19 protein-coding genes are annotated in these 16331 nt (G+C 68.6%); 8 read left to right on the forward strand and 11 right to left on the reverse strand.

Going from position 1 to position 16331, the window contains the following annotated elements; all coding sequences use genetic code 11:
* Positions 1-29 precede the first annotated feature (29 nt).
* Positions 30-1670 carry an inorganic phosphate transporter gene (locus tag BXU08_RS04645; protein ID WP_077509020.1) on the forward strand — a complete coding sequence of 547 codons (1641 nt, stop codon included), beginning with the start codon at positions 30-32 and terminating at the stop codon, positions 1668-1670.
* An 82-nt stretch (positions 1671-1752) separates the two neighbouring features.
* Positions 1753-2403, forward strand: coding sequence for a hypothetical protein (locus BXU08_RS04650; RefSeq protein WP_077509021.1), 651 nt, complete (start codon positions 1753-1755; stop codon positions 2401-2403).
* 3 nt (positions 2404-2406) lie between these two features.
* Here BXU08_RS04650 and BXU08_RS04655 read toward each other — a convergent pair whose 3' ends face one another.
* Positions 2407-2565, reverse strand: a complete 159-nt coding sequence (locus BXU08_RS04655; RefSeq protein ID WP_253190509.1) for a hypothetical protein — start codon at positions 2563-2565, stop codon at positions 2407-2409.
* Positions 2566-2719: 154 nt separating this feature from the next.
* Here BXU08_RS04655 and BXU08_RS04660 point away from each other — a divergent pair, with 154 nt between their 5' ends.
* Positions 2720-3991: an MFS transporter gene (locus tag BXU08_RS04660; protein ID WP_077509023.1), complete on the forward strand. Its 1272-nt coding sequence runs from the start codon at positions 2720-2722 to the stop codon at positions 3989-3991.
* A gap of 316 nt (positions 3992-4307) precedes the next feature.
* On the opposite strand, the gene rsmD is transcribed toward BXU08_RS04660, so the two are convergent.
* Together rsmD and BXU08_RS19485 are read right to left on the reverse strand one after the other, a co-directional pair.
* Complete coding sequence (gene rsmD / locus BXU08_RS04665; RefSeq protein WP_253190510.1) at positions 4308-4847, reverse strand: 16S rRNA (guanine(966)-N(2))-methyltransferase RsmD; 540 nt, start codon at positions 4845-4847, stop codon at positions 4308-4310.
* Positions 4847-6376, reverse strand: a complete 1530-nt coding sequence (locus BXU08_RS19485; protein WP_171982422.1) for a pseudouridine synthase — start codon at positions 6374-6376, stop codon at positions 4847-4849. Before BXU08_RS19485 ends, rsmD begins: the two co-directional genes overlap by 1 nt.
* 118 nt (positions 6377-6494) lie before the next feature.
* Between BXU08_RS19485 and BXU08_RS04675 the strand changes: the two genes are divergently transcribed.
* Positions 6495-6926: a response regulator gene (locus tag BXU08_RS04675; RefSeq protein ID WP_077509024.1), complete on the forward strand. Its 432-nt coding sequence runs from the start codon at positions 6495-6497 to the stop codon at positions 6924-6926.
* A gap of 10 nt (positions 6927-6936) precedes the next feature.
* Here BXU08_RS04675 and BXU08_RS19760 read toward each other — a convergent pair whose 3' ends face one another.
* Both BXU08_RS19760 and BXU08_RS20450 read right to left on the reverse strand, forming a co-directional pair.
* Positions 6937-7080: a hypothetical protein gene (locus tag BXU08_RS19760; protein WP_171982423.1), complete on the reverse strand. Its 144-nt coding sequence runs from the start codon at positions 7078-7080 to the stop codon at positions 6937-6939.
* Positions 7081-7084: 4 nt separating this feature from the next.
* On the reverse strand, positions 7085-7219 hold the full coding sequence (locus tag BXU08_RS20450) for a hypothetical protein (protein WP_290439639.1): 135 nt from the start codon (positions 7217-7219) through the stop codon (positions 7085-7087).
* 188 nt (positions 7220-7407) lie between these two features.
* Here BXU08_RS20450 and BXU08_RS04680 point away from each other — a divergent pair, with 188 nt between their 5' ends.
* From BXU08_RS04680 to BXU08_RS04695, 4 genes are read left to right on the forward strand one after another with little or no spacing between them, the layout of a single operon-like run.
* Positions 7408-9057 (forward strand): MFS transporter, encoded by a 1650-nt coding sequence (locus tag BXU08_RS04680; RefSeq protein WP_366926575.1) that lies wholly within the window; start codon positions 7408-7410, stop codon positions 9055-9057.
* On the forward strand, positions 9057-9818 hold the full coding sequence (locus BXU08_RS04685) for a tetratricopeptide repeat protein (RefSeq protein WP_171982424.1): 762 nt from the start codon (positions 9057-9059) through the stop codon (positions 9816-9818). The genes BXU08_RS04680 and BXU08_RS04685 overlap by 1 nt, the downstream gene beginning before the upstream one ends.
* Positions 9815-10315: a DUF2939 domain-containing protein gene (locus BXU08_RS04690; RefSeq protein ID WP_077509025.1), complete on the forward strand. Its 501-nt coding sequence runs from the start codon at positions 9815-9817 to the stop codon at positions 10313-10315. Before BXU08_RS04685 ends, BXU08_RS04690 begins: the two co-directional genes overlap by 4 nt.
* 5 nt (positions 10316-10320) lie before the next feature.
* Positions 10321-10647: a YnfA family protein gene (locus BXU08_RS04695; RefSeq protein ID WP_077509026.1), complete on the forward strand. Its 327-nt coding sequence runs from the start codon at positions 10321-10323 to the stop codon at positions 10645-10647.
* A 28-nt stretch (positions 10648-10675) separates the two neighbouring features.
* Here BXU08_RS04695 and BXU08_RS04700 read toward each other — a convergent pair whose 3' ends face one another.
* From BXU08_RS04700 to BXU08_RS04725, 6 genes are all read right to left on the reverse strand, one after another.
* Positions 10676-11116 carry a DUF6628 family protein gene (locus BXU08_RS04700; RefSeq protein WP_077509027.1) on the reverse strand — a complete coding sequence of 147 codons (441 nt, stop codon included), beginning with the start codon at positions 11114-11116 and terminating at the stop codon, positions 10676-10678.
* A 71-nt stretch (positions 11117-11187) separates the two neighbouring features.
* Positions 11188-12507, reverse strand: coding sequence for a folylpolyglutamate synthase/dihydrofolate synthase family protein (locus tag BXU08_RS04705; protein ID WP_077509028.1), 1320 nt, complete (start codon positions 12505-12507; stop codon positions 11188-11190).
* A gap of 173 nt (positions 12508-12680) precedes the next feature.
* Positions 12681-13541 carry an acetyl-CoA carboxylase, carboxyltransferase subunit beta gene (accD, locus tag BXU08_RS04710; RefSeq protein WP_077509029.1) on the reverse strand — a complete coding sequence of 287 codons (861 nt, stop codon included), beginning with the start codon at positions 13539-13541 and terminating at the stop codon, positions 12681-12683.
* Positions 13538-14347, reverse strand: coding sequence for a tryptophan synthase subunit alpha (gene trpA, locus BXU08_RS04715; RefSeq protein WP_077509030.1), 810 nt, complete (start codon positions 14345-14347; stop codon positions 13538-13540). The genes accD and trpA overlap by 4 nt, the downstream gene beginning before the upstream one ends.
* Positions 14344-15588, reverse strand: coding sequence for a tryptophan synthase subunit beta (gene trpB, locus BXU08_RS04720; protein ID WP_077509031.1), 1245 nt, complete (start codon positions 15586-15588; stop codon positions 14344-14346). Before trpB ends, trpA begins: the two co-directional genes overlap by 4 nt.
* Before the next feature lie 96 nt (positions 15589-15684).
* Positions 15685-16323 (reverse strand): phosphoribosylanthranilate isomerase, encoded by a 639-nt coding sequence (locus BXU08_RS04725; protein ID WP_077509032.1) that lies wholly within the window; start codon positions 16321-16323, stop codon positions 15685-15687.
* Positions 16324-16331: the final 8 nt, after the last annotated feature.

Raw genomic sequence — 16331 nt, forward strand, 5'->3', positions numbered from 1 at the left:
TCACGCGGGCGAGTCAGGGCGGCTTCATCATGGCCACACTCGCACTGGACCAGGCTTCGACGGCCGAAACGCCGCGGACCTCGCGATTCGACTATAAACCTCATCCCCTCGCCAAGCTGCTGTTCGCCGCATTGCTGGTCGGCGGAATGGCCTATGCCGGGTGGAGCGTGCTCGCCGACACCCGCGGGGTGGGCGAGGAAATGGCGCTGGGGGTGTTCGCGTTCCTCGCGCTGGCGCTGCTGATCGCGCTGGGGTTCGAGTTCGTCAACGGCTTCCACGACACCGCCAATGCCGTCGCGACGGTGATCTACACCAATTCGATGCCCGCCCATTTCGCGGTGGTGTGGTCGGGCTTCTTCAATTTCCTCGGCGTGATGTTCTCGAGCGGGGCGGTGGCCTATTCGATCATCACGCTGCTGCCGGTGGACCTGATCCTCAATGTGGGGAGCGCGTCGGGGTTCGCGATGATCTTCGCGCTGCTGCTCGCGGCGGTCCTGTGGAACCTCGCCACCTGGTATGTCGGGCTGCCCAATTCTTCGTCGCACACGCTGATCGGATCGGTGCTCGGCGTCGGCTTCGCCAACCAGCTCCTCCAGGCGGGATCACGCGGCGGCACTGCCGGAGTGGACTGGAGCCAGGCGCAGAAAGTGCTGACCGGGCTGTGGATGGCGCCGCTGATCGGGTTCGGCGCGGCGCTCCTCCTGCTGTTCGTGATGCGTATGCTGGTACGCCGGCCCGAGCTGTACAAGGCGCCCGACGGCGATGCGCCGCCGCCGCGCGGCGTGCGCGCACTGCTGATCTTCACCTGCACCGCGGTGTCGTTCAGCCATGGCTCGAACGACGGCCAGAAGGGCATGGGGCTGATCATGCTGATCCTGATCGGCTGCGCGCCGACCGCCTATGCGCTCAACCGCACGCTGCCGACCAGCGCGACTCCCGCGTTTGTCCAGACCGCCAACACCGCGACTGCGGCGTTCGACGCGCGAAGCGGCGGGATCGACATGCCCGCCGATCAGGCCCGCACAACGCTGACCAGCGCGCTCCAGCAGCGCCGGACCGACAACCCGCTGGTCTATGCCGCGCTCGACAGCCTTTCGACCGACCTGACCCAGCGCGTCGCGAGCTATGGGTCGCTGAGCAAGGTTCCGGCCGAGGCCACGTCCAACGTGCGCAACGACATGTATCTGGTGCTCGACACCACCAAGCTGGCGACCAAGAAGCCCGACGGCTTCCGGCCCGACGAACTCAAGGCGATCAAGGACTATCAGTCGAGCCTGGAGGCCGGCACGCGCTTCATTCCGCTATGGGTGAAGGTGGTCGTCGCGATCGCGCTGGGGCTGGGGACGATGATCGGCTGGAAGCGGATCGTGGTCACCGTCGGCGAGCGGATCGGCAAGCAGCACATGACCTATGGGATGGGCGCGACCGCCGAGCTGGTCGCCGCCGCGACGATCCTCAGCGCCGACCGGTTCGGGCTGCCGGTATCGACCACGCATATCCTGTCCTCGGGCGTGGCGGGCGCCGCCGTCGCCAATGGCCAGGGGCTGCAGAAGCGCACGATCGCCCAGCTGGCGGCAGCGTGGCTGCTGACTCTGCCCGCGGCGATGCTGCTGTCGGGCGGGCTCTACTGGCTGATGCTCAACGCAGTGCGGTTCTTCCAGCTCGGCTGAGCCGGATAATCGGAACGACTAGCGAAACCCGCGCGCCGCGCCCCTACCTCACACCGAGTGTGAACTAGGACGGAGCGATGCGATGACGGACTCGGCTGGATCGGTGGGCGGCGCGGACAGCACCAGCGGCGCCAATGCGAGCTCCGCCGCCGCGGCAGCGGCCGAAGCCGCCGAGCGGATGAACGCAGTCGAGAATGTCGCCGAAGCGATGGTCGACAAGGCGACCACCAATCTCGGCATCGACACCACCGCGCTCGGCCAGCAGCTTGCCGGGCTGCAGGCGGCCAACCCGGACTTAGCCAAGGACTTGCAGGCGGCCGTCGAGGCGCAGCTCTCGCCGGTCGATATCGGCAACCTCCAGGCCGCGATGCAGGCGACGACGACGCCGTCGCTGGTCGACCGGATCAACGCCCCACCGACGCTGGGCCAATGGGCGGGACCGACGATCGACGCGTGCGGCAACAAGCTCGCATCGCTCAGCGCGCCGTCGCAGCTCGCGCCGGGCAAGATGTCGTTCGATCAGGTGATGGAACATATCGACCGTATCACTGGCGGGCCGATCTCCGGCCTGACCTATAACGGTGCGTATCTGGCGGGTGCCGACGAGAAGACGCTCGACGCGGCATACAATGCCGGCAAGATGCTGGACGGCTTTACCGAACCGCTGGCGCAAAAGGCGACCGAGCCGGAGTTCGGCGCGCCGGCAGTGCCGTCTCCCTATAGCTGGCGATAGCGCTCAGGCCTGGCGGACAAAGGCTTCCAGCGCATGGGCGGAGATTTCCAGCGTGACCTTGAGCCCGCCGGCATCGGCATGCAGGTCGGCGCGGAAATGCTGCACCGGATTGTAGAAATAGACGAGCACGCCGGCGGCGAGCGCGAAGAGGATTGCGAACACAAATCTGTGTCCTGCTGACTCGCGCATGGCCGACTCCCTATTTCCGGTGCTGCGTTGGTGGGCGTTCGATACAGGTGCGAAACTGTCAGGCCGATGAACGGGGCTCCCCAAAGGCGCGCTTCTTTCCTAGGACGGTCCCAAAGAGGGGACGTCCATGGCCACCGCACCGATCGCATCGCATCGCCGCATCCTGTTTGCGAGCCTGGTCGGCACCTCGGTCGAGTTCTACGATTTCTATATCTACGCGACCGCGGCGGCGCTGGTGTTCCCGGCTTTGTTCTTCCCGACCACCGATCCGGCGCTGGCGCAGCTCGCGTCCTACGCCAGCTTCAGCGTCGCGTTCTTCGCGCGGCCGCTGGGGGGACTTGTGTTCGGGCATTTCGGCGACCGGATGGGACGCAAGTCGACGCTTGTCGCGTCGCTGATGCTGATGGGCATATCGACCGTGCTGATCGCGTTCCTGCCGACCTATGCGATGATCGGCTGGGTGGCGCCGGCCTTGCTGTGCCTGTTGCGCTTCGGCCAGGGGCTGGGGCTGGGTGGCGAGTGGGGAGGGGCCAGCCTGCTCGCAGTGGAGAATGCGCCGCCGGGCTGGGCAAATCGCTATGGCGCGTTTCCGCCGCTTGGGGCGCCCGTGGGGTTCATCTTCGCCAATGGCTTCTTCCTGATCCTCGGCGCGCTGCTGAGCGACGACCAGTTCCGCGAATGGGGGTGGCGGCTGCCCTTCATCGCCAGTGCGGCACTGGTCGGACTGGGGCTGTGGGTGCGGGTCACGCTGACCGAGACGCCCGCCTTCGTCGCCGCGCAGGAAGCCGCGCCGCCGCCGCGCGTGCCGGTAGGCGAGCTGTTCCGCGACCATTGGCTGCAGACGCTGGCGGGGACCGTCGGCACCGTTGCGTGCTTCGCCCTGTTCTACATCTCGACGGTGTTCATCATCGGCTATGCGACCAAGGGGCTCGGTTATGACCGCGAGACGTTCCTTGCCGTCGAGCTGGTCGCGATCCTGTTCATGGCCGCGGGGATCTGGATCGCCTCCAGCCTGGCCGACCGCAGCAGTGCCACGCGCGTGCTCGCGATCGGATGCTTCGCGACCATCGTCGCGGGGCTGACGATCGGGCTGTTCGTCACCGCGGGGGCGCTGGCGAGCGTGTTCGTGTGGCTGGCGGGCGGGCTGTTCGTGATGGGGTTCGTCTATGGGCCGCTGGGCGGCTGGCTGCCGAGCCTGTTCCCGGCGCGGGTGCGTTATACCGGCGTGTCGGTGACGTTCAATCTGGGCGGGATCATCGGCGGCGGGCTGACTCCGCTGATCGCGGCGGCGCTGGTGGCGCAGGGCGGGCTGGTGCTGGTCGGCTATTACCTGGCCGGCGCGGCGGTGTTGAGCCTCGCCGGACTGGCGCTGGTTTCCCGGCGTGCGCACCAAGCTTAGCGTCTGCCTCCGCAAGGCGCGGTATCCGTCGGAGGACGCAGCGATTGCGGTGGTGCGCAGCTCGGGACTGGTGATGCGGCCGTACCGCTGCGACCGATGCGGGCAGTTTCATCTGACCAGCCGAACCAAGGGGAAGCGGCTAGTCTAGGCCCCGTCTCCCCGGCCTTGTGCCGGGGGTCCACTACGCGGCTTGGCGAAAAGCTGGACGTTCGAGGGGCTCGTTTGCGGCTCCGTGGACCCCGGCACCGGGCCGGGGTGACGTAAGGGGGATGTGCCCGCGAGAGCGAATATGGGATGGGATGGGAATGCCCGAACCTCAGACCTTGCGCAGGAGCGTTAGCCTGGCTTTGCCGTGGACGCGGCTGGCGTCGATCTCGTAGCCGGCGAGGTCGATTTCCTCGGTCTTCGCGGTCTCGATGCTGATCCAGGTGGCGGGGCCGGCCCAGCCGAGGCGACCGAGCTTGTCGAGCGCGACCACGCCGGCACCGGTGCCGTAGGGCGGGTCCATCAGGATCAGATCGAGCGGCTTGACCGCGGGGCCGAGCGCAAGCGCCGAGGTGGCGCGGACTTCGGCACCCTTGGCGCCCAGCTTGGCGATATTGACCTTGAGCGCATCGAGCGCCGCCTTGTCGTGCTCGACGAACAGGCACGAGGCGGCGCCGCGCGACAGTGCTTCGAGCCCGAGCGCGCCGGAACCGGCAAAGAGGTCGGCGACGGCCAGTTCCTCGAAGCTGCCAACGCGGCTCGCGAGCATCGAGAACAAGGCCTCACGGGTGCGATCGGCGGTAGGGCGCGTGGTATCGCCCTTGGGAGCGACGAGCGGACGGCCGCGCCATTCACCGGCGATGACGCGCATTATTTCCGGCTCCTCGGCGGACGGCCGGGCTTGGCCGGCTTGCCGCGGCCACCGGCGGGGCCCTTGGTCGGACGGGTCGTGCGGGTGGTGCGGGGACGATCGACGATCTCGCCAGCGCGCGGATCCTGTTGGTCGCGATGTGCCTTGGCGCGCGCGGCGCGGGCGGGCTTGCCGACCGACCGGGTTTCCTCGCGCGCCGGGCGGTCGGTGCGGGCAGGCGGCGTGCTGCGCGGCGTGAAGCGTGCTTCGCGCGTCGGCGGGTGGACGTCGTCGCGGGCGGGGCGCTCGCCACGCGCAGGTGGTTTGGCGCCGGGCTTGAAGCGGGACTCGCCGCCGGTTGGACGACCCTCGCCGCGATCCGGACGTTCGGCGCGTGCCGGTGGCGTGCCGCGTGGTGCAGCACGCGACTCCCTGGCCGGGGGACGGGTATCGTCGCGTGCGGGACGCTCGGCGCGAGCAGGTGCCCAAGCACCGGGCTTCGGGCGCGACTCGCCGCTCGGGGGGCGACGGTCTGCGCGGTCCGGGCGCTCGGTGCGGGCGGGTGGCTTCGTGCCGGGGCCGCGGCTTTCCGTCCGCGGCGGGTGGCCTTCGCCATAGGCCGGGCGCTCGCCACGCGCGGGCGGGGTGGCACGGGGGGTGAAGCGCGGACCCGTAGATTCGGCGGGCGCAGCCTTGGGGATCACGCGGCGCATGCGGCGGTCGGGCTCGACCACCGGCTGGGGCCTGGGCGCCGGTTCGACGCGCGCGCGGACGGCGAATTGCAGGTTCGACGCGGTCTTACCGCCGCCCGGCTTGGACAGCACCGTGCGGAACGTGAGCAATTCGTTCTGGCGGATCTCGTCGACATCGCCCGGGGGCAGGTCGCCGAGCCAGAACGGGCCATAGCGGGTGCGGATCAGCCGGTTCACTTCGAGCCCGAGATATTCGAGCACGCGGCGGACTTCGCGGTTCTTGCCCTCCGTCAGGGTCATTTCGATCCAGACGTTCGCGCCGGTGCGGCGTTCGATATTGGCGTTGATCGAGCCGTAGCGGATGCCTTCGATCTCGACGCCGAGCATCAGCTCCTCGAGCTGGGGCTGGCTGACCTGGCCATAGGCGCGGGCGCGATAGCTGCGCTCGACGCCGGTGGCGGGGAGTTCCAGCTCGCGCTTCAGCTCGCCGTCGGTGGTGAGCAGCAATAGCCCTTCGGTGCTCAAGTCGAGCCGGCCGACCGGCATCACCCGGGGCAGGCCGTCGGGCAGGCGATCGTAGATCGTCGGGCGGCCGACGGGATCATGCTCGGTGGTGAGCAGCCCGGCGGGCTTGTGATAGCGGAACAGCCGCGCGGGCGCCGGCGCGGCGACGGGACTGCCGTCCACCGTCACGCCTTCGAGCGAGGTGAGCAGGGTCGCGGGGGTATCGAGCACCTTGCCGTCGAGCGCGATGCGCCCTTCGGCAATCATGCGTTCGATCTCGCGGCGCGACGCGATTCCGGCACGGGCCAGCAGCTTGGCGATGCGCTGGGTTTCGGGGGGATTGGACGGGGACACCGCGGCGCTATAGCGATTATGCTTCGCTCGGCAAAAATTATTGCGGCGCGTAAAGGGTTTTCACGCGTTAGGAGCGGCTTGCGGGGCATGGGGCCACGCCGCGATTGAAAGCGGTGCGATGTTGTTCGCGAAGAAGAAACGGCTGATCGAACGCATCCTGCTGGTCGAGGACGAGCCGTTGGTCGCGTTCGACACCGAGCATTTCCTGGGCGGCGAAGGGTTCGAGATCGTCGCGACGATCGATTCGGTCGCTGGAGCACTGGCGGTGATCGCGGAGGACGATGCGATCGACCTGGTGCTGGTCGACGTCAATCTGGTCGACGGCAGCGGCGTCGAAGTGGCGCGGGCGGCGCAGGCGCGCGGGGTGCAGGTGCTGTTCGTGACGGGCAGTTGCCCCGGCGAGGCGCGCAAGCTGGCGGCGGGATGCCTCGCCAAGCCCTATCCGCAGCGCGACCTGCTGGCGGCGATCGCAGTGATCGAGGCCGTGATCGGGGGCAAGAAGCCCCGGAAGCTGCCGGGAAGCTTCAGCCTTTTCCTCGGCGCGGCCTGACCGGGCCGGGTCAGAAGCTGAGTACGCAGCCGATATAGATCGTGCCCCACAGGGCGATCGACGTGCCCATGGCGATGAGGATGCCGGCGGCAGGCGGCAGGCGATGCTCGTCCTCGGAGGCGGCGATGCGGTCGGGGATGGGGGTGTGGATCATGATTTCAGTGCCAGAACAGCGCGATGACGACAGTCAGCCACGACAGCATCGACAGCGATACGGCGACACGCGCGGTGGCATCGGCGGAGGAGGGGCTGGAGTGCGGCGCAAAGGCGCGGGGGGCGGCAAGGGCGGTCATCGGCTCTGTCCTGCAAGCGTTTCCCTTACATTATAGGGCGATACCCGCGGGCCGGGGGCGCTCTCAGGAGTCTTGCGTAGCGCCCGGCCGGGCGCCGCCCGGCGCAAACCCCCGGCTGGACGGCGCGTTCATGGCTATCCTTCGCCGGCGTTTTCGCTAGTTTCCCCGCAACGAAGCGAGGGTTCAGGGTGAGCGAGAGACTGAAGGGTTGGGCGCTGGTGCGTGCGGCGGTGCGCAACCGCAAGACGGCGGCGATGCTGGTGCTGGGGTTCGCCTCCGGGTTGCCGTTCGTGCTGCTGATCGGGACGCTCAATGCGTGGCTGGGCGAATTGAAGGTCAGTCTTGCCACGATCGGCGTGCTGTCGTGGATCGGGCTGGCCTATGCCTTCAAGTTCCTGTGGTCGCCGGTGGTGGACCGGGCGCAGCTGCCGTTGCTGTCGCGGCTGGGGCGGCGGCGTTCGTGGCTGGTGTTGTGCCAGGGTGCGCTCGCGGTGCTGCTGTGGATGCTCGCGGCGACCGACCCGGTGACGGCGATCGGCACCTTCGCGGTGCTCGCGGTGATCGCGGCCTTCCTCTCGGCGACGCAGGACGTGGTGATCGACGCCTGGCGCATCGAAGTCGCCGACGAAGCGGCGACGGTGGAGCTGCTCTCGGCGATCTACCAGCTCGGCAATCGCTTCGCGGCGCTGGCCGGCGGCGCGCTGGCGCTGGTGCTCGCAGCCCGGCTGAGCTGGCCGACAGTCTATGTCGGCTTCGGCTTCGTGATGCTGGCGGCGCTAGCGATGACTCTGTTCACGCCCGAAGTGACGCGCGATCCGGCGGACGAGGCCACGCCGCTCGCGGGGCATCCGGTGCCCGAGCCCCGGCAGCGCGGGATCGTTCTGGCGATCGTCGCGGTGTGCTGGGGCTGGGCGATCTTCATGCTCGGCAGCTTCATGGTCGCGGCGCTGACTCCCCCCGCACCGGGCACGACCGCACCGTCGGCGGGCGTGTTCACCCAGACCTGGGGACCGTGGATCATCGTCGCCACGGTGATCCTGCCCGCGCTGATCGCCGGCTGGACCAACCGGCTGCCCAAGGCACCCGCCACCGCAGAGCCGGCACCCGGCGCGCTGCAGGCGTTCGCCAATCACAGCTATCGCGCGCTGATCCTGCCGCTGGCCGAGATCGTCGACCGGCTGCGCTGGGGCGCGTTCCTCGTGCTGGCGCTGATCCTGCTCTATCGGATCGCGGACTCGATCTGGGCGCCCTTCGCCTTCCCCTTCTATCTGGGCGAGCTGCAATACACCAACGACGAGGTCGCCTTCGCCTCCAAGCTGTTCGGCGTGGTGATGACGATCATCGGCGTGGCGCTGGGCGGCGTCATGCTCGCGGCATGGGGGCGGATGCCGACCCTGCTCGCCGGCGGCATCGTCGCGGCGGCATCGAACCTGCTCTATGCCGATCTCGCAACCGGCGGGGCGTGGATCGACGGCTTCGCGCATCTGACTCTGCTCGACCATAGCGGGATCGAGCCGCGAATGCTCCGCCTGATGGTCGCGATCTCGGGCGAGAATATCGCCGGCGGCCTCGCGGGAACGGCGTTCGTGGCGTATATCTCGTCGATCACCGCGCGCGAATATAGCGCGGTGCAATATGCCCTGCTGTCGTCGATGACCTTCCTGGTCGGCGCGCTCGGCCGCGCCGCGACGGGCGAGGCGATCGAAATCCACGGCTATGCCACGGTCTTTCTGGTCACCGCCGGGCTGGGCGGAGTCGCGGTGCTGCTGGTGCTCGCCGAATGGTGGCGCGGGGCGCCGAGAGCGCCCGCCGTGACCGCGGAGCAGGCGACGATCTGATGCCGTTCCTCGTCGTAATCGGGCTGCAGGTGCTGTGCATCGTCCATCTGATGCGCACCGGCCGCAACCCGCTGTGGCTGACGGCACTGATCTTCCTGCCGGTGGTCAGCGCGATCGCCTATCTGATCGTCGAGGTGCTGCCGGGGCTCGGCACCAACCGGCATGTCCGCACCGCGCGCGCCAGGGCGATCGACACGATCGATCCCGAGCGCGAACTGCGCAGTGCCCGAGACGCGCTGGGGCTGGCCGACACCGCCGCGAACCGGCTGCGCACTGCCGATGCGCTCGCCGGGCTGGGCCGGCATGGCGAGGCAGTGCCGCTGTACCGCGAGAGCATCGCGATGACTCCGGGCGAACCCGATCTGCGCAGCCAGGGCAAGCTGGCGCTGTCGCTGTTCGAGACCGGCCAGGCGGCCGAGGCACTGACGCTGCTCGACGCGATCCCCGAGCCGCTGGGACAGAGCGAACGCGACCGGCAGACGCTGCTGCGCGCCCGGGTACTCGACCATCTCGGGCGCAAGCAGGAGGCGCTGGACCTCTATGCCGATATCGTCACGCGCATGCCCGGGGAGGAAGCGCGCTGCCGCTATGCCGGGCTGTTGATCGAACAGGGCTGGGAGCGCAAGGCGCTGGTCGTGCTCGAGGAAGTCGAAGGGCGGATGAAGCGGCTGAGCCGGCACCAGCGCGCCGCCGACGCGGGCATGTATCGCTGGGCCAGCGAGGCGCTTGCCGGGCTGCGCGCGAAAGGGGTCAAACAATGAAGCGCTGGATCATCGCCCTGGCCGTCCTGCTGGCGATAGCCGGCGGCGGATGGCTGTGGGGCTCGCCCTATCTCACGCTGATGGCGCTCAAAAAGGCCGCCGACGCGCGCGACATGGCCGCGGTCTCGGCGAGGATCGACTATCCGGCGGTGCGGGCGGACCTGAAGGCGCAGTTGCAGGCGCGGCTCGGCAATGCCGACAAATCGGGGCTTGGATCGATCGGGGCGGCGCTGGCCGAGCGGTTCGGCGATCCGCTGGTCGATGCGGCGATCACGCCCGAGGCGATGCGGGTGCTGTTCGCGAGCGCAGGCGTGGCGCAGGCGGCGCGGCCGGGGCCCGCCGGTGCCAGGCCGGGCGAGATGCGCGTGCGGCGCGACGCGCTCGGGCAATTCACGCTGGTGCCGACGAGCGGTTCGGGACCCGAGGTCGTGTTCGAATTGCAGGGGCTGAACTGGCGGGTGACGGCGGTCCGGCTGCCCGGGAAGCGGCTGTTGTAGCGAGTATGACGAGCGCACTCGTCTATATCGGGGCTGCGCTGGCCGAAATCGCCGGCTGCTTCACCTTCTGGGCGTGGTTGCGGCTCGACAAGTCGCCGTGGTGGGTCGCGCCGGGCATCGGTTCGCTGTGCCTCTTCGCCTATCTGCTGACATTGGTGGAGGCCGATAACGCCGGGCGCGCCTATGCGGCCTATGGCGGCGTCTACATCGTGTCGGCGGTGCTGTGGCTCTGGGTGGCGGAAGGCGCGAAACCGGATCGCTGGGACCTGATCGGCGCTGCAATCTGCCTGGTTGGCGCCGCCATCATCCTGTGGGGCCCGCGAGCGGCCTGACGACTGCTTTCGGCAAACTCGATCGCGTCTAGACGATCGCGCCCTCGTCCAGCGGCAGGGCCAGATCCGCAAAGGCATTCGCCAGCGCATGCGCAGTGAAGCCGATGCTTGCTGCATCGCGGACGCCGAGGAGGTCGGCGAGCAGCATGTCGGCGCGGGGGCGGTTGGTGCGGACCGACGCGATCACGTCGAGCAGCGTAGCTTCGGGGCCGGTCATGCGCGGGCAGCACCAGGGGGCGATCTGGATCGGCCCGGACGACGCAGTCGACATCTCCGCCATCAGCGCGCGCAACAGCACCAGCGGGCGCTGGAATCCCTTGCCGAACGCGGTAACGAAAGCATGCGCGGTGCAGGCGTCGTGGAGGCCGTGCGCGCCCATCTGACGAACCCCGAACAGCAGCAGGCGGGCGCCGGCATCCTCGGGCTGGAGCACGGGCAGGGTGGCGGCAAGGGTCTTGGTAGCGGACATGAACGACTCCCGCGTGAACGATGCAGGGATTGTCGCCAGTCCGCTATTGCAAGTCAATCGCAATAAATGCGTCAGTCGGGCAGTTCGTCGTTCGCTTCGAGCGCCGTACCGGCAAGATAGAGCGAACCGAGGATCAGCACGAGCGGCGCGCCGCGCGGATCGGGGCGAATCGCCGCGAGAGCCGCGGGGATATCGGCTGCCTGGGTGGCGGCGATTCCCGCTTGCTGCGCCAGTGCCGCCAGACGCTCCGGCGAATGATGCGGGTGTCCCGGCACGGGCACGGCGACGAGCGAGGACGCGATCCGCGCAAACCGCGCGATCATCGCCTCGGCATCCTTGTTCTCCAGCATGCCGAGGACGAGGTGGACCGGCCGGCCGCCGGCGATGCGCGCCACTGCGGCGCTGACTGCCTCCGCCGCATTGGTGTTGTGGCCGCCGTCCAGCCAGAGTTCGGCGCCTTCGGGAAGCAATGTCGTGAGCGGGCCGGGCGAGAGATGCTGCATGCGTGCTGGCCAGCGGGCAGTGCGCGCGGCGGTGTGCAATGCCTCGGTCGGGACCGCCAGCACGCGCTGGTGACGCAGCATCGCGATGGCGAGAGCAAGGTTTCCGGGCTGGTGCGGGCCGGCGAGCGCGGGAAGGGGCGTGATGACCTCGCCGGCCGAATCGCGATAGCGCAGCGTGTCGCCGCGCACGGCGAACGACCAGCTCTGCTCCTCGGCGACGATCGGTGCGGCAACGGTCTCGGCAAAGCGACCGACGATATCGGCAATGTCTGGGGCATAGGCCATCGTCACCAGCGGTACGCCGGGCTTGGCGATGCCCGCCTTCTCCGCGGCGATCTGCGGCAGCGTGTCGCCGAGGAACGATTGATGATCGATGCCGAGCTGGGCGATCGCCGTGACGGCGGGGCTCGGCAGGACGTTGGTCGCATCGAGCCGGCCGCCGAGCCCGACTTCGATGATGCAGGCGTCGGCGGGGATGCGGGCAAAGGCGAGGAACGCCGCCGCAGTAGTCACTTCGAAGAAGCTCGCGCCGATGTCGCCACCCGCATCGAGCACTTCGCCGAGCAACGGGGCAAGCGCGGCATCGTCGATCAGCGTGCCGGCGATGCGGATACGCTCGTTGAAGCGGACGAGGTGCGGGCTCGAATAGACATGTACCCTGAGCCCCGCGGCTTCGATCGCAGCGCGCAGGAAGGCGCAAGTCGAGCCCTTGCCATTGGTGCCGGCGACATGGAGCACCGGGGGCAGGCGCAGATGCGGGTTGCCGACACGATCGAGCAGGCGGGTAATGCGCTCGAGGCCGAGGATGTCGGCGCCGGGGGAAAGCGCGGCGAGGCGGTCCAGCTGGTGCTGGACGGCGGGATCGGCAGAGGTGGCGAAGTCGGGCATTGAACAATCCAACCCCTCCCTTTCAAGGGAGGGGAAAGGGGTGGGTTGCGGCGACCGGGGCTCGATGCCCCGGTCGCCGCTTTCTGGCATGCCGGAGGAGAGTCTTTGCGAGCGCGCAGACGCGCGCACCCACCCCCAACCCCTCCCTTGAAAGGGAGGGGCTAAATTTTGCGTCACGCCGCCGCTTTGGTTTCCGTCAGCAGCCCGATCAGCCGGCCGAGCACCTCGCGCAGGTCCTTGCGGTGCTCGACCATGTCGACCAGGCCGTGGTCGCGATAATATTCCGAGGTCTGGAAATCGTCGGGCAGCTTCTCGCGGATCGTGTTCTCGATCACGCGGCGGCCGGTGAAGGCGAGCGTGGCGCGCGGCTCGGCAATCTGGACGTCGCCGAGCATCGCATAGGCCGCCATCACCCCGCCCGACGTCGGATCCGTCAGCACGACGATATAGGGAAGCCCGGCATCATGGAGCATCTCGATCGCCACGGTGGTGCGCGGCATCTGCATCAGGCTAAGGATACCCTCCTGCATGCGCGCACCGCCCGAGGCCGTGAACACGATATACGGCGCGCCGGCGGCTATCGCGGCCTCGACGCCGGCGATGAACGCCTCGCCGACCGCCTGGCCCATCGATCCGCCCATGAAGGCGAAGTCCTGGACGCCGATCACGGCCTTCTGGCCGTGGATCGTGCCGCTGGCGTTCAGGAACGCGTCGGGCTCGCCGGTCGCGGCGCGCGCGGCCTTGATCCGGGCAGGGTAGGGCTTCTGGTCTCGGAACTTGAGCGGATCCTCGGCGACCTTGGGGCTCGGGAGCAGCTGATAGCTGTCCTTGTCGAACAGATATTCGAATCGCCGTGCCGGCCCGATGCGCTCATGATGATCGCAGGTCGGGCAGACGTAGAGATTGTCCTCGAGCTCCTTGGAGAACACCATCGTCCCGCACCCCTTGCACTTGTGCCAGAGGTTGTCGGGCGCCTCGCTGGTCTTGGTGGTGACATAGGCGAGGGCGTTGCGGACGCGGCTGATCCAGCTCATGCGACTTCCTTGGGGGCGGCGGAAAGCGCCGCGGATAGGGATTGGATATAGGCGCGGACCGGCGCGGGTGCATCGGTGCCGTGCTTGCCGACCAGATCGACGATCGCCGAGCCGACGACGACGCCGTCCGCAACGCGGCCGATCGCGGCGGCCTGTTCGGGGGTGCGGACGCCGAAGCCGACGGCGACGGGCAAGTCGGTCGCGGCCTTGAGCCTGGCGACCGCGTCTTCGATCGACGCCTGGGCAGCCTGCTGGAGCCCGGTGATCCCGGCAACCGAGACATAATAGAGGAAGCCGCTCGCGCCATCGAGCACTGCCGGCAGGCGGGCGGCGTCGGTGGTCGGCGTGGCGAGGCGAATGACGTCGAGGCCGTATTCGCGGAACGGGGCGAGCGTGTCGGCCTCTTCGGGGGGGATATCGACGCAGATGATCCCGTCGACGCCGGCATTGACTGCCATCGCCGCGAAGGTCGCCGGATCGGGGCAGGTCATAGTGTTGGCATAGCCCATCAGCACGAGCGGCACGCCGGGATGCCGCCCGCGGAATGCACAGGCGATAGCCAGCACATCGGTGGTGCGCGTGCCCGCGCCGAGGCTGCGCAGGTTCGCCGCCTGGATCGCGGGGCCGTCGGCCATGGGGTCGGTGAACGGCATGCCCAGCTCGATCACGTCGGCGCCACCCTCGACCAGCGCGTCGAGGATGTCGCCGGTGGCGGCGGGGGTCGGGTCACCCGCGGTGACGAAGGTCACCAATGCGGGACGGCCCTTGCCGAAGGCGGCCGAGAGGCGCGAGCGGGCGGCGTTCACAGCTCGAACCCCAACGCATCGGCGACGGTAAAGATGTCCTTGTCGCCGCGGCCCGAGACGTTGACGACGATGATCTGGTCGCGCTTCATTTCCCGTGCCTTGGCGGGCACTGCTGCGAGTGCGTGCGAACTTTCGAGCGCCGGGATGATCCCTTCGAGGCGGCAGCACAGCTGGAAGGCGTCGAGCGCTTCCTGATCGGTGACCGGCACGTAATCGACGCGGCCGCTCTCGTGGAGCCAGCTATGCTCGGGGCCGATGCCGGGATAGTCCAGGCCCGCCGAAATCGAATGCGCCTCGGTGATCTGGCCGTCTTCGTCCTGGAGGAGATAGGTGCGGTTGCCGTGGAGGATGCCCGGAGAGCCGCCGGTCAGGCTGGCGGCGTGCTCGCCGGTGTCGATGCCCTTGCCCGCCGCTTCGACGCCGATCATCGCGACGTCGCTATCGTCGAGGAAAGGGTGGAACAGCCCGATGGCGTTCGATCCGCCGCCGACCGCGGCGATGAGCAGGTCGGGTAGACGCCCCTCGGCCTTGAGGATCTGTGCGCGCGCCTCGGTGCCGATCACGCTCTGGAAGTCGCGGACGAGCTCGGGGTAGGGATGCGGGCCCGCGGCGGTGCCGATGATGTAGAACGTGTCGTGGACGTTGGCGACCCAGTCGCGCATCGCCTCGTTCATCGCATCCTTGAGCGTCTCGGCCCCCGAAGTGACCGGCGTGACTTCGGCGCCGAGCAGCTTCATCCGGAAGACGTTGGGCTTCTGCCGCTCGACATCCTTGGCGCCCATGAAGATCGTGCAGGGCAGGCCGAACCTTGCGGCCACCGTGGCGGTGGCGACGCCGTGCTGGCCCGCGCCGGTCTCGGCGATGATCCGCGTCTTGCCCATGCGGATCGCGAGCAGGATCTGGCCGATGCAATTGTTGATCTTGTGCGCGCCGGTGTGGTTCAGCTCCTCGCGCTTGAAATAGATCTTTGCGCCATGCCCCTCGGGTGCGCCTTCGCGCAGTGCCTCGGTCAGCCGCTCGGCATAATAAAGCGGGCTGGGGCGGCCGACATAGTGTTCGAGCAGATCGTCGAACTGCGCCTGGAAGGCGGGATCGGCCCTAGCCGCGCGATATTCGCGTTCGAGGTCGAGGATCAGCGGCATCAGCGTCTCGGCGACGAAACGGCCGCCGAACTGGCCGAAATGCCCGCGATCGTCGGGCAGATTGCGCAGCGAATTGGGCAGGGTGACGGTATCGGTCATAAACTCTCTCCGGAAATTGGGTGCGTGGGCGCCGACATGCGTCGTCAGGCGATCAGCGCCATCGATTTCCGAGGCAGAGGACAGGTGGGATCCGGTTCAGCATTGCGCCACCGCTTTAAGGAAAGCCGCGATCTTGTCCACATCCTTGACGCCCGGCGCGCTCTCGACACCCGACGAGACATCGACTGCCCCGGCACCGGTGACCCGGACCGCCTCGGCGACATTGTCCGGGGTGAGCCCGCCGGAAAGCGCCCAGGGCAGCGGATGCGCGTACCCCTGGAGCAACGTCCAGTCGAAGCGCAGCCCCATCCCGCCCGGGAGCGCGGCGGTATCCGGCGTCTTGGCGTCATAGAGGATGCGGTCGGCGGCGCCTGCAAAGCCGGCAGCCGCGGCCAGATCGGTGCGGAGCTTGACGGCGACCGCGACCCAGACCTCCCGGCCCGTGCTGGCGCGGATCGCCGCGGCGCGATCGGGCGCCGTCTTGTGAAGCTGGACGATGTCGAGGCGCCCGGCGGCGATCGCGGCATCGAGCAGCGCATCGTCGGGATCGACGAACACGCCGGCCTTGCGGACCCGCGCCGGTACGCGGTCCGCCAGCCCGGAAGCCTGTTCGAACGACAGCGTACGCGGCGAGGGCGGAAAGAACACAAACCCTACTTGCGCGGCGCCGTGCGCGATCGCCGCGTCGAGCGTTTCGGGCGTGGAGAGGCCGCAGATCTTGGCTGTCACGGGCATGCGCACGC

Source organism: Sphingomonas sp. LM7, assembly GCF_002002925.1.
GTDB lineage: Bacteria > Pseudomonadota > Alphaproteobacteria > Sphingomonadales > Sphingomonadaceae > Sphingomonas.

Excerpts from the sequence above, each read along its gene's own strand:
- BXU08_RS04645 (WP_077509020.1), top strand. The coding sequence starts at position 30 with ATGGCCACACTCGCACTGGACCAGGCTTCGACGGCCGAAACGCCGCGG.
- BXU08_RS04650 (WP_077509021.1), top strand. The coding sequence starts at position 1,753 with ATGACGGACTCGGCTGGATCGGTGGGCGGCGCGGACAGCACCAGCGGC.
- BXU08_RS04660 (WP_077509023.1), top strand. The coding sequence starts at position 2,720 with ATGGCCACCGCACCGATCGCATCGCATCGCCGCATCCTGTTTGCGAGC.
- rsmD (WP_253190510.1), bottom strand. The coding sequence starts at position 4,847 with ATGCGCGTCATCGCCGGTGAATGGCGCGGCCGTCCGCTCGTCGCTCCC.
- BXU08_RS04675 (WP_077509024.1), top strand. The coding sequence starts at position 6,495 with ATGTTGTTCGCGAAGAAGAAACGGCTGATCGAACGCATCCTGCTGGTC.
- BXU08_RS19760 (WP_171982423.1), bottom strand. The coding sequence starts at position 7,080 with ATGATCCACACCCCCATCCCCGACCGCATCGCCGCCTCCGAGGACGAG.
- BXU08_RS20450 (WP_290439639.1), bottom strand. The coding sequence starts at position 7,219 with ATGACCGCCCTTGCCGCCCCCCGCGCCTTTGCGCCGCACTCCAGCCCC.
- BXU08_RS04685 (WP_171982424.1), top strand. The coding sequence starts at position 9,057 with ATGCCGTTCCTCGTCGTAATCGGGCTGCAGGTGCTGTGCATCGTCCAT.
- BXU08_RS04690 (WP_077509025.1), top strand. The coding sequence starts at position 9,815 with ATGAAGCGCTGGATCATCGCCCTGGCCGTCCTGCTGGCGATAGCCGGC.
- BXU08_RS04695 (WP_077509026.1), top strand. The coding sequence starts at position 10,321 with ATGACGAGCGCACTCGTCTATATCGGGGCTGCGCTGGCCGAAATCGCC.
- BXU08_RS04700 (WP_077509027.1), bottom strand. The coding sequence starts at position 11,116 with ATGTCCGCTACCAAGACCCTTGCCGCCACCCTGCCCGTGCTCCAGCCC.
- BXU08_RS04705 (WP_077509028.1), bottom strand. The coding sequence starts at position 12,507 with ATGCCCGACTTCGCCACCTCTGCCGATCCCGCCGTCCAGCACCAGCTG.
- accD (WP_077509029.1), bottom strand. The coding sequence starts at position 13,541 with ATGAGCTGGATCAGCCGCGTCCGCAACGCCCTCGCCTATGTCACCACC.
- trpB (WP_077509031.1), bottom strand. The coding sequence starts at position 15,588 with ATGACCGATACCGTCACCCTGCCCAATTCGCTGCGCAATCTGCCCGAC.
- BXU08_RS04725 (WP_077509032.1), bottom strand. The coding sequence starts at position 16,323 with ATGCCCGTGACAGCCAAGATCTGCGGCCTCTCCACGCCCGAAACGCTC.